The sequence below is a fragment of the Micromonospora antibiotica genome (genome assembly GCF_017599305.1).
Classification (GTDB): Bacteria; Actinomycetota; Actinomycetes; order Mycobacteriales; family Micromonosporaceae; genus Micromonospora; species Micromonospora antibiotica.
Genome location: NZ_JAGFWR010000005.1, coordinates 208,834 through 222,977, shown reverse-complemented (window position 1 = coordinate 222,977; position 14,144 = coordinate 208,834). Strand labels below are relative to the sequence as shown.

Genomic DNA, 14,144 nt, shown 5'->3' with positions numbered 1-14,144 from the left:
ATGGAGTTGTGGTGGGGGAAACGCCCTCCCATGCCCCTTTTGCGGCCACCGTAAGTCCATGATCGACGGGATGGGTGGGCGAGGGTGGGGATTTAGACTCGTCGTGGTCGTGTCCGGCGGGGCGGTGGGGAGGGCGTGGTGTCGGTGGGAGGTGGGGTGCGGCAGAGCCGGATCGTCGTGGTGGGCAGCGCGAACATGGACGTGGTCGGGGCCGGACCGAGGCTGCCCCGGCCCGGCGAGACGGTGCTCGGCGACGACTTCGTGATGGTGCCTGGTGGTAAGGGCGCCAACCAGGCCGTCGGCGCCGTCCGGGCCGGGGCCGCCTGCACCTTCCTCGGCGCGCTCGGCTCCGACTCGTTCGGGGTCACCCTGCGGGCCCGGATCACCGCCGCGCAGGTGGACACCAGCCATCTGCGGGTGGTGTACGGGGCGTCCGGGGTGGCGCTGGTCATGGTCAACGCCGCCGGGGAGAACGCCATCCTGGTCACCCCCGGCGCGAACGCCGCCTTCACCGCGCTCACCGACGCCGAGCTGGACGTCGTACGCGGGGCGGACGTGCTGGTCGCCCAGTTGGAGATCCCGGTCGAGACGGTGACCGAGGCGGCGGTGGCCGCCCGTGCCGCCGGTACCCGGGTGATCCTCAACGCCGCGCCGGCCCGGCAGGTGCCCGCCGAGCTCCTCGCCGCGGTGGACCTGTTGGTGGTCAACGAGACCGAGGCGCAGCTGCTCACCGGCCGGGGGCGCGAGGAGCCGGCGGCGCTGCTGGCCCTGGTGCCCAGGGCGGTACTCACCCTCGGCGGCGAGGGCGCCTGGTACGTCGAGCGGGACGGCCGGGCCGTGCACGTGCCACCCGTCGCCGTGGACGTGGTCGACACGACCGCCGCCGGAGACGCGTTCACCGCCGCCCTGGCCGTGGCCTGGGGTGAGGGTCGCGAGGTGGTCGACGCGGTGCGCTGGGCGGCAGCGGCCGGTGCGGCCTGCGTCCGCCGGCTCGGCGCGTCCGTGGCCCTGCCCCGCCGTGCCGAGATCGACGCCCTGTACACCCCGTGACGAGCGGGGCGGGGCCGGCCGGCACGGGAACGTCGGCGTACCGACCGCCCGACCGCGAGCCCGGTCCACCACCCGCCCCGACGGTCGCGTCCCGGCCCGCCCTGTCGCCGACGCCGCGATCGCCCCGACGGTCGCCTCCCGTCGCGGCCCGGCCCGGCGTGTCGCCGACGTCGCGATCGCCCCGACGGTCGCCTCCCGTCCGCCCTGTCGCCGACGTCGCGATCGCCCCGGCCGCCGGACCGACCGCGCGGCCCGGCCCGGCGTCATCCTGCTGACCGGTGGCTCAGCCGGCCGGGTCGTCGCTGAGCCGTTCGCCCCGGCGGCGCAACATGCCGAGGCCGGGGATGCCGGCGACGGCGAGCTTGAGGTCGCGGGTCACGTCGAGCAGGTCGTGCAGGTCCGGGCCGACCCGGTCCAGGGTGGCCAGGATCGGCAGCACGTCCGAGGTCAGGTGCTCCTTGAGCTTGGGCAGCTCGTCGACCAGCCGGATCGCCGCGACCACCTCCTCGTGGCTCAGCTCGGCGACGAACCGGTTCGCCATCGGCGCACCCCGACGCAAGGCCGGCTCGTACGCGGTCAGCAGCTCCGCCGCGACGGTGGCGGCGCCCTCAGCGGTGGCCACCGTGCCGGCGGCCCGACCCGCCACCGCCCCGGCCTCGGCGATCACGGTGCCGGCGGCCCGGGACACCTGTCCGGCCTCGGCCACCAGGCCGGCTGCCGCCCCGGCGACCTGTCCGGCCTCGGCCACCACCACGGCTGCCGCCCCGGAGACCCGTTCGGCCTCGGCCACCACCACGGCCGCCGCCCCGGCGACCTCGGTGGCCTGCACGATGGCCGTGGTGGCCGCCGTGCTGATCACCGCCACCTCACGCACCGCCGTCTCGGCGTCGGTGAGCACCCGGTCGGTCCGGTCCAGGGTCTCCTCGATCCGGTCCACCACCCCGTTGATCCGGGTCAGGAGCGCCTCCACCCCGTCGAGCACGGCGAAGGCACGGGCCGGCACGGCGGCGAACGAGGCGGCCGACCCGACCGCCTGGTCGAGGGCGGCACGGGTGAGGCCGACGACGGCGGTCGGTCGGGGCAGGGAGAGGGCCATGTCCCCCAGTGTGCGTCGGCTCGGCCAGTGCTGCCCGTCGGCACGGTCGGGCCGGGCCGGCCTAGGGACGGGACCAGACCCGGACCAGGGGCGGGAGCAGATCCGGACCGGGGGTGGGATCCCAGCCGGGGCCAGGTCCGGGCCAGGGGTGGGGCCAGGTCCGGACCGGGGTGGGATCCCAGCCAGGGCCAGGTCCGGACCAGCGGCGGGGCCAGATCCGGACCAGGGGCCGGGACGGCGGGACCACGGTGGGACGGGAACGGGGGCGGGGCCAGGGGGTTCGGTCAGGGCCGGGGCGTGGGTGTGGGCCGGCCGGAAAGCGGCCGTCGCGCCGGGCGGTAGGGTGCCGGCATGTCGGTCCGCCCCTGCGGGGTGACGCCGGCCGGTCGTGGTCTGGCGGGCCTCGCGATCCTCGCCGTGCTCGCCGTGTTCGCCGGCGGCTACGGGCTGTCCCGGGCGGACGCCGGGCTGACCACCCGGCAGGTGACCGTCGACGGGGTGCCGTTGACCGAGGTACGGGCCGAAACACCGGGCGGGACGGGGGCCGGGCCGGCGCGGGGACATCGGCCGGGGGTGGTGATCGCCCACGGTTTCGCCGGTTCGGCCCGGCTGATGCGTCCGTTCGCCGACACGCTCGCCCGGCAGGGTGTGGTCGCGTTGCTGGTCGACTTCGCCGGGCACGGCGGTAATCCGGCACCGCTGGTCGGGGCGGGGCGCGACGACGTCGACTCCCGTGCCGTCCTCGAACACGACCTGGCCGTCGCCGTCGCCCACCTGCGCGGCCGGCCCGACATCGACCCGGCGCGGATAGTGCTGCTCGGCGACTCGATGGGCGCGGGCGCGGTGACCCGGTACGCCGCCAGTCATCCCGACATCGCCCGGACCGTGGCGATCTCACTGCCCGACGGCAGCGAGCTGCCCGACGGCCGGCCGGAGGGGCTGCTGCTGATCGTCGGCGGTCTCGAGTTCCCCGACTTCCGCGCCACCGCCGAGGCGACCGCCCGCCGGGGTGCCGGCCGACGACTGGTGGTGGTGCCGGGGACGGAACACGTCTCGGTGCTCTTCGCCGGCCGTACCCACGCGGAGGTCGCCGCCTGGGTCGGCGGTGGCGGCACCACGGCACCGCGACCGGTCGCCCGGCTGGTCCCGGCTGGGCTGCTGTTGCTCGGGTTCGTGCTGGGCTTCGCCCCGTTGGCGGCGCTGCTGTTGGGCCCGCGGCGGGTGCCGCCGTCCGCCCGCCGCGGGCCCGGCCGACCGGTCACGGTCGCCCCGGTCGTGGTGGCGGTGGCGGCGTGCGCCATCGGCGTGGGCGTGCTGTCGGGTGCGGTGACGCCCACCGACCGGCTCCCCCTTGCGATGGGTGGTTACCTCACCGGTTTCCTGCTGGTCACCGGCGTCCTGCTGGCCGCCGCACGCTGGTGGCCGCTGCACACGTGGCCCCCCGCCCTCGATGCGGCCACCGCTCCGGCTGCGGCCACCGCTCCGGCTGCGGCCACCTCTCCGGCTGCAACCCCGGCCCCGGCCGCAACCCCGGCCGCCGTCCCGGCCACGGCTGCAACCCAGGTCGGCGCGGCCACGTCGGTCCCCGCCGCCCCGGCTCCTGCCGGCGGGCCCGACCCGGCCGCCGCGCCACCCGGGGGCCGCACGCCGGTGCGGTCCGTGGTCGCCGTTCTGCTGCTGACCGGGTACGCCGCGATCGCCGTCGCCGTGCCGATCCACCTGGGCCTCACCTGGGCCGTGCCGGTGGGCCCCCGGTGGTGGCTGCTGCCCGTGGTGGCGGTCGCCTGTCTGGTCTTCCTGGCCGGTGCCGAGCTGGTGACGGACGGCCGGAGCTGGCGGTACGCGGCGGTCGGCGCGCTGGTCGTGCCGGCGCTGACCGGGGCGGCCGTGGTGGGGCTGGCCCCCGGGTTCGTACTGCTGGTGGTGCCGCTGCTCGCGGTGCTCCTCGGTTGGCAGGCCGCCTGGGCGGCGGTGCTGCGGCGGGCCGGTGCGCCCCGGTGGTCACCGGCGGTGGTGGGCGCGGTCCTGTTGGCCTGGCCGGTCGCCACCGCGTTGCCCCTGAGCTGACCCGCAGCCGGCGCAGCGGGGGGTCACGGCCGGGCGCGGGCCACCCGCAGCGCCCACCAGATCAGCGGCGCCTGCAGGGGCACCCGCCCGTAGGCGACCGCCCGGCGCAGCGGGGGTTGCCGTCGCCAGTCCACCGCCATCTGCACGTTGGCCGGGAACACCGCAGTGAACAGCGCCGCTGCGGCCAGACCGCCCCGGCGTCGGGTGGCCGGGTGCGCCAGCGCCGCCGCCACCAGCAGCTCGACCACCCCACTGGCGTACGTCCAGCGGCGGGCGGGTCCGGGCAGTGCCCGGGGCACGATCCGGTCGTACGGGCGGGGCTTCGCGAAGTGGGTGACGCCGGCCAGGGCGAGCAGACCGGCCAGGGCGACGGCCTCGCCGCGACGGGTGCTCATCGGTGTTCCCCCTGCTGTTCGACCGCGCGTTGGACGGCGCGGTAGATCTGTCCGAACCGTAGCGCGTCGGGGGTGCGCAGCAGCATCACTTCCTGACCGAGGTGCTGCACCCACAGCTCGTTGACCCGGTTGCCGCGTTCGTAGGAGCGGTCCAGCCAGCCCAGCGGCAGCTCCAGGAAGGGCAGCAGGGCGAGCACCCCGACGGCGCAGGCGGCAAGCACGAGCAGGGCCGGCTTCCATTCGCCGCGGTCCTGTGCCGACCAGAGCAGTGAGACCACGCAGACCAGGGCGACCAAGGGGGGCAGCGAGAGCAGCAGTACCAGTACGCCGCGTCCGAGGATGCGGGACCGGACGGCCATCGTGGTGGCCCCCCGGGCGTGCCAGACGTACGCCACGTCGGCGATCCGGACGATCTGCCCGCCGGCCGTGATCGACTCGGAGGTCACCTGCACCGTGTCGTCCCGGTAATAGAGGGTCATCACTAACCCTAACCGTTCGCAGCCGGCCGGTGCCGGGCCGTGTTCGGTCGATCGGGCCCTCCTGGGGGCCGGCTGCCGGTCGGCCGGTGCTTCGCCGGCCCGGTGACCTGGTGGTCCGTACCCGGGACGACGGGTGGTGCGGACGGCTACGACCTGCGGCGGGGCCCGGGGCCGTCGCCGGGCGAGCCGGTCGCGTGCTGCCGCCCGGTGCCGGCCGTCGACCCGCCGTGGCGCTCCGTGCGCAACGGCGGCCCGGGGTCGTGGCCGGCCCGGGGTGGTGGCGCGGTGTTCTCCATCGCCCGCTGCACCGCCCGGTAGATCCGGCCGAAGCGCAGCGCGTCGCCGGTGCGCAGCAGCAGCACCGGCCGTCCATGCCAGCGGACCCACAGCTCACGCTGTCGGCTGCCCTGGTCGTAGGAGCGGTCCAGGCGGTCGAAGAGGAAGTCGGCGACCGGCCCGACGGCCAGCCCGACCAGCACCGACGCGCCGACGATGGCGAGCGTGACGGTGGGGGAGCGGTGCAGCCAGACCGCCACCGCGATGCCGATCACCGCAGCCACCAGGGGGCCGGCCAGGGCGGCGCCGATCGCCCCCCGTCCGGCGAGCACCCGCCAGGAGCGGTCGCCCCGGCGGTGCCAGACCAGGCCGATCTCGGCCAGCGGAAAGGCGCGACCGTCGACCCGGATGGCGGTGGAGGTGACCTGCACCGACCGGTCGTCGTAATACGTGATCATGGCGGGACTCCCGGGCGCGGGTGGCGAACACCAGACTACGTACCCCAACGATCCGGGTCGTAAGGTTGGCACGACTTCGACGAGGAAGTAGGGGTGGCGTGAGCGAGTTCGTGCGGTTGGAGACCAGGGACGGCATCGGCACCATCCGGCTGGAGCGGCCGCCGATGAACGCGCTCAACAAGCAGGTCCAGGAGGAGTTGCGGGCCGCCGCGACGGCCGCCTCCGCCGACCCGGCCGTCCGCGCCGTCATCGTGTACGGCGGGGAGAAGGTCTTCGCCGCCGGCGCCGACATCAAGGAGATGGCCGACATGTCCTACGTGGACATGGCGGAGCGGGCCGCCGACCTGTCCAGCGCCGTCGGCGCACTCGCCCGGATCCCCAAGCCGGTGGTCGCCGCGATCACCGGGTACGCCCTCGGTGGCGGCTGTGAGCTGGCGCTGGCCTGTGACTGGCGGGTGGTGGCCGAGGACGCCAAGCTCGGCCAGCCGGAGATCAAACTCGGCGTCATCCCCGGTGCGGGCGGCACCCAGCGGCTGGCCCGGCTGGTCGGCCCGGCCCGCGCCAAGGATCTGATCATGTCGGGCCGGATGGTGGACGCGGCGGAGGCGCTGCGGATCGGGCTGGCCGACCGGGTCGCCCCGGCCGCCGAGGTCTACGACACCGCCGTCGCGCTGGTGCGGCCGTACCTGACCGGGCCGGTGCAGGCGTTGCGGGCGGCGAAACTGGCGGTCGACGCCGGCCTGGACATGGACCTGACCTCCGGGCTGGCGTGGGAGAGCCAGCTCTTCGCTGCGCTCTTCGCCACCGACGACCGCCGCGAGGGGATGGCCGCGTTCGTCGAGAAGCGCAAGCCGGACTTCACCGGCCGCTGACCCGTCCCGCCCCGGGCCGCGCTCCTGCCGGTGAGGGGCGGACTCCCGGCGCGATGGTGGTGCCGCCGACGCCGTGCCGGGAGGTGTTCACATCCCGCCTACCGGCCAGTAGCGTGTGACTCCGGTCAGCGGACGAGGGAGCGGCGATGACGGAACGGGTCGAGGGCCACGGCGGAGCGCTGGCGTTGGCGGCACTGCGGGCGCACGGCGTACGGGAGATGTTCACCCTCTCCGGCGGGCACGTCTTCCCGCTCTACGACGCCGCGCACACCACCGGCTTCCCGATCTACGACGTCCGGCACGAGCAGTCCGCCGTCTTCGCCGCCGAGGCGGTGGCCAAGCTTCAGCGCCGCCCCGGCCTCGCCGTACTCACCGCCGGCCCCGGCGTCACCAACGGCATCTCCGGCCTGACCAGCGCCTTCTTCAACGCCTCACCGGTGCTGGTGCTGGGCGGCCGGGCCCCGCAGTTCCGCTGGGGTTCCGGCAGCCTCCAGGAGATGGACCACCTGCCGCTGGTCGCCCCCGTCACCAAGCACGCCGAGACGGTGTTCACCGCCGACGACATCCCCCGCGCGGTCTCCGCCGCGTTGACCACCGCGCTCACCCCGCACCGGGGCCCGGTCTTCCTCGACTTCCCGCTGGAGGCGATCTTCTCCGTCGGCGACACCGAACTGGCCGCCCCGACCGCCGTCGCCCCGGTCGAACCCGACCCGGACGAGGTGACGAAGGCGGCCCGGTTGATCGCCGCCGCCGACCGCCCGGTGATCATCGCCGGTTCCGACGTGTACGCCGGGGACGCCGTCGCCGCGCTCCGCGAGGCCGCCGAGGCGTTGCAGGTGCCGGTCTTCACCAACGGCATGGGCCGCGGTGCGCTCCCGCCGCAGCACCCGCTCGCCTTCGCCAAGGCCCGCCGGGTCGCCCTCGGCGACGCGGACGTGGTGGTCGTCGTCGGCACCCCGCTGGACTTCCGGCTCAGCTTCGGCGACTTCGGCGACGCGGCGGTGGTGCACGTCGTCGACGCCCCCACCCAGCGGGCCGGGCACGTCCAGCCCGCCGCCAGCCCCGCCGGTGACCTGCGGCTGATCCTGTCCGCCTTCGCCGACCACACCGGCGACCGGGCCGACCACGCCGACTGGATCGCCCGGCTGCGCACCGCCGAGGACGCGGCGCGGGCCCGGGACGCCGCCGAGATGGCCGCCGACACCGACCCGATCCGCCCGGCCCGGGTCTACGGCGAGCTGCGTCGGGCCCTCGCCCCGGACGCGATCACCATCGGCGACGGCGGCGACTTCGTCTCGTACGCCGGGCGCTACCTGGAGCCGTCGCAGCCCGGCACCTGGCTCGACCCCGGCCCGTACGGCTGCCTGGGCACCGGGATGGGCTACGCGATGGGGGCCCGGGTCAGCCACCCCGACCGGCAGGTCTGCGTGCTGATGGGCGACGGCGCGGCCGGGTTCTCGCTGATGGACGTCGAGTCGCTGGTGCGGCAGCGGCTGCCGGTGGTGATCGTGGTCGGCAACAACGGCATCTGGGGGCTGGAGAAGCACCCGATGCGGGCCATGTACGGCTACGACGTCGCGGCCGACCTGCAGCCCGAACTGCGCTACGACAAGGTGGTCGAGGCGCTCGGCGGGGCCGGGGAGACGGTGGCGAAGGCCGCCGACCTCGGCCCGGCGCTGGGGCGGGCGTTCGACGCCGGGGTGCCGTACCTGGTCAACGTGCTCACCGACCCGGCCGACGCGTACCCGCGCTCGTCCAACCTGGCCTGACCACCCGGCCCACGGCCGCCGCCGGACCCGGCGGCGGTCGTGTTCTGCCGGGCGGATAAATCGGCGGAATGTCAGCGGCGACACACGTAACGTCAGACCCCTCGCCCATCGTTGGACGATCCAGCGATAACGACGGGAGTTCTGATGACATTCGCCATCCGCGCCGAGGGTCTGGTGCGCCGGTTCGGCGCCACCACCGCCCTGGCCGGGGTCGACCTTGAGGTGCCCACCGGGACGGTCTTCGGGTTGCTCGGCCCCAACGGCGCCGGTAAGACCACCGCTGTACGGGTGCTCGCCACCCTGCTCACCGCCGACGCGGGCCACGCCACCGTCGGCGGGTACGACGTCCGCCGCGACGCCCACCAGGTCCGCCAGCTGATCGGCCTCACCGGCCAGTACGCCTCGGTCGACGAGAACCTGACCGGCACCGAGAACCTGCTGCTCATCGGCCGACTGCTGGGCCTGTCCCGGCGCGACGCCCGGGACCGGGCCGCGGAGCTGCTGGCCGGGTTCCAGCTCACCGACGCCGCCGGCCGGGCCGCGAAGACCTACTCCGGCGGGATGCGCCGCCGGCTCGACCTGGCGGCCAGCCTGGTCGGTCGGCCGCAGGTGCTCTTCCTCGACGAGCCGACCACCGGTCTCGACCCGCGTAGCCGCAACGACCTGTGGGACATCGTCCGGGGTCTGGTCGCCGAGGGGGTGACCGTGCTGCTGACCACGCAGTACCTGGAGGAGGCCGACCAGTTGGCCGACGAGATCGCCGTGGTCGACCACGGTCGGGTGATCGCCCAGGGCACCCCGGAGGAGTTGAAGGCCAAGACCGGCGGCCAGGTGCTGACGGTCCGGCCGGTCGAGGCCACCGACCTGGCCACCGTGCTTGCCGTCGTCGGCGAGGTGACCGGGGTCGACCCGGAGGTCACCCAGACCACGGTCAGCGCGCCGGTCAACGGTCCGGGTGCGCTGCCCGCCGTGGTGCGCCGGCTCGACGACGCCGAGGTGCAGGTCGCCGAGCTGGCCCTGCGCGGGTCCAGCCTCGACGAGGTGTTCCTCTCCCTCACCGGCCACCGCGCCGAGGACACCGCCGACACCGCCGACCTGGCCGACACCGCTGACGCCCTGGAAGGGAGCCCGGCATGACCGCCGTGACCGTCGCCGCCCCGTCGGCCCGACCCGTACCGGCCCGCCGGCTCAGCCCGGCCGCCGGTCTGCGGCACACCGGCACGTTGGCCTGGCGCAGCCTGGTGCAGATCAAGCACAACCCGATGGAGCTGCTCGACCTGAGCATCCAACCGGTGATGTTCGTGTTGCTCTTCACGTACGTCTTCGGTGGGGCGATCTCGGGCAGCCCGGGGGAATATCTCACCTTCGCGCTGCCCGGCATCATCGTGCAGAACGCCTTCTTCGCCACCATGACCACCGGCTTCGGGCTGAACCAGGATCTCACCAAGGGTGTCTTCGACCGGCTGCGGTCGCTGCCGGTGGCCCGGTGGTCCCCGCTCGCCGGCCGGATCGTCGCCGACACGGTCAAGCAGGCGTGGTCGTTGTCGCTGCTGCTCGGCGTCGGGATGATCCTCGGCTTCCGGCTCGGCAACGGCCTGCTCGGCCTGCTCGCCGCGTTCGCGCTGCTGCTGGTCTTCTCGCTGGCCGCCGCCTGGATGTCGGTGCTGGTCGGGGTGCTGGTCAGTGAGCCGGACAAGGTGCAGATCTTCGGCTTCACGGTGATCTTCCCGCTGAGCTTCACCAGCAACGCCTTCGTGCCGACCGAGACGATGCCGTCCTGGCTCCAGCACTGGGTCGAGGTGAACCCGGTGACCATCCTGGCGAACGCGCTGCGCGGCCTGCTGGTCGGCGGGCCGGTCGCCGGGCCGGTGCTCCAGTCGCTGCTCTGGGCGGTCGTCATCGCCGCCGTCTTCGCCCCGCTCGCGGTCAGGGGTCTACGCCGCCGGTTGTGACCGGGGTGGCGGCGTTCGGGGTCACCCGGTGTGTGCGGGTGACCCCGGCGGGGTCAGATCTCGGGCCGGTCGCCCTCGCGGGGGCGTTCGCCGTCGTGCGGTGCGGCGTCCTGTCGGGTCGGCGGGTGGTCGGCGGGCGGGGTGTCCTCCCGTGGCGGCGCACCGTCGCGGGGGCGCTTCCCGTCGTGCCGGCGCAGGTCGTCCTCCCGGCGGCGGAGGTCCTCCTCCCAGCGCTGGAAGAGGGCGTTGTCGTCCCGGCTGGCACGTTCGTCGATCGACTTCAGGAACTCGGGGTCGTCGTCGGGCGCGACGGGTCGTCGGGAGCCGGTGCCGGACGGCCATCCGCCGCGCCGGTCACCCGTGGGGGCGGGTCGACCGGCGAGGAACCAGGCGATCGAGCCGACCAACGGGAAGACCAGGATGACCAGGACCCAGGCGAACCGGGGCAGCCCCCGGATCCCCTCGTCCTCCGCGGAGAGGCAACTGATCAGCGCACCGGCGGCGAGCACCACCTGGAGCAGGAACAACACCACATAGAGCCGGGCCATGCCCCCATCATGGCGCAGCCGTGCGCGTCACCACACCCCACGCAGCACCAGCGCCACGCACAGCAGTGCCAGACCGGTCGTGCCGAGGGCCATCAGCGGAACGGCGTGCGTGTCGATCCGGGCCTGCCGGCGACCGGTGGCCCGCCCCCAGCCCACCACCAGCGTCGCCCACCAGGTCGCCACGGTGACCCCGGCCAGCAGGGCACCGGCGGTGTCGCCGGTCAGCGCCAACCGGACCGCCAGCACGGTCACCACCGTGTACGCCAGCCCCATGCGCCGCCAGGCCAGCCGGGTGCGCTCCGGTTGCAGGCCGGGATCGCGGGTGCCGTCCCCGCCCGCCGGCACCCCGGTCACCCGCTCACCCCGCGCGCCAGGACCGCCACCACCAGCAGCAGCGCGCCTACCGCCACGATCAGGGCGAGGACGGCCGGGAAGCGGGAGGCCGGCAGGCGTTCGCCGAGCCGGATGGCCCGTTCGGTGCGGGACCAGTGGTCCACCGCGCGGACGGCGACGGTCGCGCCGAGCAGCAGCAGCGCCACGGCGATCGCCTCCCGCAGGTGGCGCAGTGGCAGCGGTGGGAGGAACTGGGCGGCGGCCAGCCCGCCCGCGATCAGCGCCAGCCCGGTGCGCAGCCAGGCCAGGAAGGTCCGTTCGTTGGCCAGCGAGAAGCGGTAGTCGGGGGTGCTGCCCACGGAGTTGAGGTCCGACGGGTCGAACCACCGTCTGATCGCCTGCCACACGACGCCGATTATCCGCTTTACCGTCGACATAGCCTGGGGCGATGACCGATCTTGATGCCTCCACCCTGCGCGACACCTACGACCGGCAGCTCCGGCCGGAGATCCCCGACCCGGTCCCGGCCGGCGTGACCGTCGAACACGACGGCCCGCTGGTGCGCATCCTGGGTCTGGACCATGGCGGTTTCCTCACCTACCGCACCCTGGACGGGCTGGTCGGGGATGACCTGGATGCGCTGATCGCCCGGCAGGTCGAGCTGTTCCGGCAGCGCGGCGAGTCGGTGGAGTGGAAGCACAACACCCACGACGAGCCCGCCGACCTGCCGGACCGGCTGCGCGCCGCCGGCTTCGTGCCGGAGGACCGGGAGACCGTGCTGATCGGGCCGGTCGCGCCGCTGGCGGGTGCCGTGCCGGTGCTCCCCGAGGGGGTACGGCTGCGCGAGGTCACCGGTCTGGTCGACCTGGAGCGGATCGCCGCGATGGAGGAGGAGGTCTGGCGCAGCGACCGATCCCACCTGGTCACCGGGCTGGCCCGGGAGATCGAGGCGGACCCGCAGTCGATCACGGTGGTGGTGGCCGAGGCGGGGGAGACGGTGGTCAGCGCCGGTTGGGTGCGCTACCTCAACGGCACCGGCTTCGCCAGCCTGTGGGGCGGTTCGACGCTCGAACAGTGGCGGCGTCGGGGCGTCTACCGGGCGCTGGTGGCCTACCGGGCCCGGCTGGCCGACCAGCGGGGCAAGACGCTGTTGCAGGTGGACGCCTCGGAGGACAGCCGGCCGATCCTGGAGCGACTCGGCTTCGTACCGGTCACCACGACCACCCCCTACGTCTACACTCCGTGATGATGGAGCAGCGACTGACGGACGACGAGCAGCAGGTTCTCAAGACGGGTGCCTTCGGGGCGGTCTTCCTGGTGTCGAACGCCGATCCGGGCGTGTTCGCGATGATCCGGGAGAGCTTCGCCGCGTCCGGGGCGTTCGCCGGGGCCAGTGGCCTGGTGAAGGAGGCGCTGACCGCGGGCGGGCTGCCCCGGCTGCCCCGGGACTCGGCGCTGGAGGTCGAGTCGGTGGTGCTGCCGGCGTTGGGGCGTGCGGTGGACATCCTGCGGGAGAAGTCGCCGGCCGACCTGTCGGCGTACCGCGAGCTGGTGGTGACGGCGGCGGAGCAGGTGGCCGGTGCGCACCGGGGGGTGACGCCGGCCGAGGCGGACGCCATCGAGCGGATCAGGACCGCCCTGGCCGGGCCCGTCGAGCCGGCCTGATCGGGTCGCGTGTGCCCGGTTGCACCGGGCTGGCCCGGGGCCGGGTCGGCGGCCCTGATCGACGCCGAGGTCGCCGGCCCGGGGTGGTCGGTCGTGCTGGTGCCGACCGGTTCCTGCGGTTCACCGCTTTCGACGTCCGCCGCCCCGACGAGGTCGTGGCCCGACTCTCGGTGGGGTGGTCAGGTCGAGGGGCGGGCTGCCGGCTCTGTGTCAGGGTGCGCCTGTCGCGGTGAGCTGTGTCACCGCGGGTGACCCGGAGGGTTAACCTACTGGCAGGTAACATTGCGTTCGTGGGCAACTGCACAGCAGCCCGCGGTTGACCGGGTGTCAACGACGCGCAAAGCTCCGCCCTTAACCGGGCGAGCAGATCGCACACCACCAACAGGAGGGTTGTCGAATCGCGATGAACATCGTCGTACTCGTCAAGCAGGTGCCTGATTCGGGCGCGGACCGCAACCTGCGTGCTGACGACAACACCGTCGACCGCGGTTCGGCGAACAACGTCATCAACGAGATGGACGAGTACGCCATCGAGGAGGCGCTGAAGATCAAGGAGGCGCACGGTGGCGAGGTCACCATCCTGACCATGGGGCCCGACCGGGCCACCGAGTCGATCCGCAAGGCGCTCTCCATGGGCCCCGACGCCGCCGTGCACGTCCTCGACGACGCCCTGCACGGGTCCTGCGCGGTGGCCACCTCGAAGGTGCTCGCCGCCGCCCTCGGGCAGCTGGGCGCCGACCTGGTGATCTGCGGCGCCGAGTCGACCGACGGCCGGGTCCAGGTCATGCCGCACATGCTCGCCGAGCGGTTGGGGGTCGCCGCGCTGACCGGTGCCCGCAAGCTCACCGTCGACGGCGGCACGCTGACCGTCGAGCGGCAGACCGAGGAGGGCTACGAGGTGGTCACCGCCTCGACCCCGGCCGTGGTCTCCGTCTGGGACACCATCAACGAGCCGCGCTACCCCTCCTTCAAGGGCATCATGGCCGCCAAGAAGAAGCCGGTGAAGACGCTGTCCCTGGCCGACCTGGGCGTCGCCCCGACCGAGGTGGGTTTCGAGGGCGCCACCAGCGCCGTCGTCGAGCACACCAGGCGTCCGCCGCGTTCTGGCGGCGCCAAGATCACCGACGAGGGCGAGGGCGGCGTCAAGCTGGTCGAGTTCCTCGCCACCGAGAAGTTCGTCTGAG

15 protein-coding genes and 1 pseudogene are annotated in these 14,144 nt (G+C 74.2%); 9 read left to right on the top strand and 7 right to left on the bottom strand.

The window, feature by feature from the left end; all coding sequences use genetic code 11:
- Nucleotides 1-156 precede the first annotated feature (156 nt).
- The gene (locus tag JQN83_RS12795; RefSeq protein WP_208567457.1) at nucleotides 157-1,050 is read left to right on the top strand and encodes a ribokinase; all 894 of its coding nucleotides are present in this window, start codon (nucleotides 157-159) and stop codon (nucleotides 1,048-1,050) included.
- 283 nt (nucleotides 1,051-1,333) lie between these two features.
- Here the strand turns inward: JQN83_RS12795 and JQN83_RS12790 are convergent, their stop codons facing one another.
- Nucleotides 1,334-2,146, bottom strand: a complete 813-nt coding sequence (locus JQN83_RS12790) for a hypothetical protein (RefSeq protein WP_208567331.1) — start codon at nucleotides 2,144-2,146, stop codon at nucleotides 1,334-1,336.
- Between the two features lie 351 nt (nucleotides 2,147-2,497).
- Here JQN83_RS12790 and JQN83_RS12785 point away from each other — a divergent pair, with 351 nt between their 5' ends.
- Nucleotides 2,498-4,213 (top strand): alpha/beta hydrolase, encoded by a 1,716-nt coding sequence (locus JQN83_RS12785; RefSeq protein WP_208567330.1) that lies wholly within the window; start codon nucleotides 2,498-2,500, stop codon nucleotides 4,211-4,213.
- A gap of 23 nt (nucleotides 4,214-4,236) precedes the next feature.
- Here the strand turns inward: JQN83_RS12785 and JQN83_RS12780 are convergent, their stop codons facing one another.
- From JQN83_RS12780 to JQN83_RS12770, 3 genes are all read right to left on the bottom strand, one after another.
- Entirely contained in the window at nucleotides 4,237-4,608 is a 372-nt protein-coding gene (locus tag JQN83_RS12780) for a DoxX family protein (RefSeq protein ID WP_208567329.1), read from the bottom strand.
- Nucleotides 4,605-5,087, bottom strand: coding sequence for a DUF6232 family protein (locus JQN83_RS12775; RefSeq protein ID WP_208567328.1), 483 nt, complete (start codon nucleotides 5,085-5,087; stop codon nucleotides 4,605-4,607). Before JQN83_RS12775 ends, JQN83_RS12780 begins: the two co-directional genes overlap by 4 nt.
- Before the next feature lie 146 nt (nucleotides 5,088-5,233).
- Nucleotides 5,234-5,821, bottom strand: a complete 588-nt coding sequence (locus JQN83_RS12770; RefSeq protein ID WP_208567327.1) for a DUF6232 family protein — start codon at nucleotides 5,819-5,821, stop codon at nucleotides 5,234-5,236.
- 98 nt (nucleotides 5,822-5,919) lie between these two features.
- Here JQN83_RS12770 and JQN83_RS12765 point away from each other — a divergent pair, with 98 nt between their 5' ends.
- The 4 genes from JQN83_RS12765 to JQN83_RS12750 all read left to right on the top strand — a co-directional run bounded on the left by JQN83_RS12765 (nucleotide 5,920) and on the right by JQN83_RS12750 (nucleotide 10,414).
- Nucleotides 5,920-6,693, top strand: coding sequence for an enoyl-CoA hydratase-related protein (locus JQN83_RS12765; protein ID WP_208567326.1), 774 nt, complete (start codon nucleotides 5,920-5,922; stop codon nucleotides 6,691-6,693).
- Nucleotides 6,694-6,839: 146 nt separating this feature from the next.
- Nucleotides 6,840-8,462 carry an acetolactate synthase gene (locus tag JQN83_RS12760; protein ID WP_208567325.1) on the top strand — a complete coding sequence of 541 codons (1,623 nt, stop codon included), beginning with the start codon at nucleotides 6,840-6,842 and terminating at the stop codon, nucleotides 8,460-8,462.
- Nucleotides 8,463-8,606: 144 nt separating this feature from the next.
- The gene (locus tag JQN83_RS12755) at nucleotides 8,607-9,599 is read left to right on the top strand and encodes an ATP-binding cassette domain-containing protein (RefSeq protein ID WP_208567324.1); all 993 of its coding nucleotides are present in this window, start codon (nucleotides 8,607-8,609) and stop codon (nucleotides 9,597-9,599) included.
- On the top strand, nucleotides 9,596-10,414 hold the full coding sequence (locus tag JQN83_RS12750; RefSeq protein WP_208567323.1) for an ABC transporter permease: 819 nt from the start codon (nucleotides 9,596-9,598) through the stop codon (nucleotides 10,412-10,414). Before JQN83_RS12755 ends, JQN83_RS12750 begins: the two co-directional genes overlap by 4 nt.
- Nucleotides 10,415-10,572: 158 nt before the next feature.
- On the opposite strand, the pseudogene JQN83_RS12745 reads toward JQN83_RS12750, so the two are convergent.
- The 3 genes and pseudogenes from JQN83_RS12745 to JQN83_RS12735 all read right to left on the bottom strand — a co-directional run.
- A pseudogene (locus JQN83_RS12745) lies at nucleotides 10,573-10,962 on the bottom strand (PLD nuclease N-terminal domain-containing protein); the annotation flags it as partial.
- Nucleotides 10,963-10,989: 27 nt separating this feature from the next.
- A complete protein-coding gene (locus JQN83_RS12740; RefSeq protein WP_307799210.1) occupies nucleotides 10,990-11,316 on the bottom strand; it encodes a DUF202 domain-containing protein in 327 nt (108 codons plus the stop codon).
- Nucleotides 11,313-11,732, bottom strand: coding sequence for a YidH family protein (locus JQN83_RS12735; protein WP_244252306.1), 420 nt, complete (start codon nucleotides 11,730-11,732; stop codon nucleotides 11,313-11,315). The genes JQN83_RS12740 and JQN83_RS12735 overlap by 4 nt, the downstream gene beginning before the upstream one ends.
- 11 nt (nucleotides 11,733-11,743) lie before the next feature.
- Between JQN83_RS12735 and JQN83_RS12730 the strand changes: the two genes are divergently transcribed.
- From JQN83_RS12730 to JQN83_RS12720, 3 genes are all read left to right on the top strand, one after another.
- Entirely contained in the window at nucleotides 11,744-12,541 is a 798-nt protein-coding gene (locus JQN83_RS12730) for a GNAT family N-acetyltransferase (RefSeq protein ID WP_208567320.1), read from the top strand.
- A 2-nt stretch (nucleotides 12,542-12,543) separates the two neighbouring features.
- Nucleotides 12,544-12,960: a hypothetical protein gene (locus JQN83_RS12725; protein ID WP_208567319.1), complete on the top strand. Its 417-nt coding sequence runs from the start codon at nucleotides 12,544-12,546 to the stop codon at nucleotides 12,958-12,960.
- Between the two features lie 403 nt (nucleotides 12,961-13,363).
- On the top strand, nucleotides 13,364-14,143 hold the full coding sequence (locus JQN83_RS12720; RefSeq protein WP_208567318.1) for an electron transfer flavoprotein subunit beta/FixA family protein: 780 nt from the start codon (nucleotides 13,364-13,366) through the stop codon (nucleotides 14,141-14,143).
- Nucleotide 14,144: the final 1 nt, after the last annotated feature.

What these genes read in the sequence shown, in the direction of transcription:
- JQN83_RS12790 (WP_208567331.1), bottom strand. Translation starts at nt 2,146, where the DNA reads ATGGCCCTCTCCCTGCCCCGACCGACCGCCGTCGTCGGCCTCACCCGT.
- JQN83_RS12785 (WP_208567330.1), top strand. Translation starts at nt 2,498, where the DNA reads ATGTCGGTCCGCCCCTGCGGGGTGACGCCGGCCGGTCGTGGTCTGGCG.
- JQN83_RS12780 (WP_208567329.1), bottom strand. Translation starts at nt 4,608, where the DNA reads ATGAGCACCCGTCGCGGCGAGGCCGTCGCCCTGGCCGGTCTGCTCGCC.
- JQN83_RS12775 (WP_208567328.1), bottom strand. Translation starts at nt 5,087, where the DNA reads ATGACCCTCTATTACCGGGACGACACGGTGCAGGTGACCTCCGAGTCG.
- JQN83_RS12770 (WP_208567327.1), bottom strand. Translation starts at nt 5,821, where the DNA reads ATGATCACGTATTACGACGACCGGTCGGTGCAGGTCACCTCCACCGCC.
- JQN83_RS12760 (WP_208567325.1), top strand. Translation starts at nt 6,840, where the DNA reads ATGACGGAACGGGTCGAGGGCCACGGCGGAGCGCTGGCGTTGGCGGCA.
- JQN83_RS12755 (WP_208567324.1), top strand. Translation starts at nt 8,607, where the DNA reads ATGACATTCGCCATCCGCGCCGAGGGTCTGGTGCGCCGGTTCGGCGCC.
- JQN83_RS12750 (WP_208567323.1), top strand. Translation starts at nt 9,596, where the DNA reads ATGACCGCCGTGACCGTCGCCGCCCCGTCGGCCCGACCCGTACCGGCC.
- JQN83_RS12735 (WP_244252306.1), bottom strand. Translation starts at nt 11,732, where the DNA reads ATGTCGACGGTAAAGCGGATAATCGGCGTCGTGTGGCAGGCGATCAGA.
- JQN83_RS12730 (WP_208567320.1), top strand. Translation starts at nt 11,744, where the DNA reads ATGACCGATCTTGATGCCTCCACCCTGCGCGACACCTACGACCGGCAG.
- JQN83_RS12725 (WP_208567319.1), top strand. Translation starts at nt 12,544, where the DNA reads ATGGAGCAGCGACTGACGGACGACGAGCAGCAGGTTCTCAAGACGGGT.
- JQN83_RS12720 (WP_208567318.1), top strand. Translation starts at nt 13,364, where the DNA reads ATGAACATCGTCGTACTCGTCAAGCAGGTGCCTGATTCGGGCGCGGAC.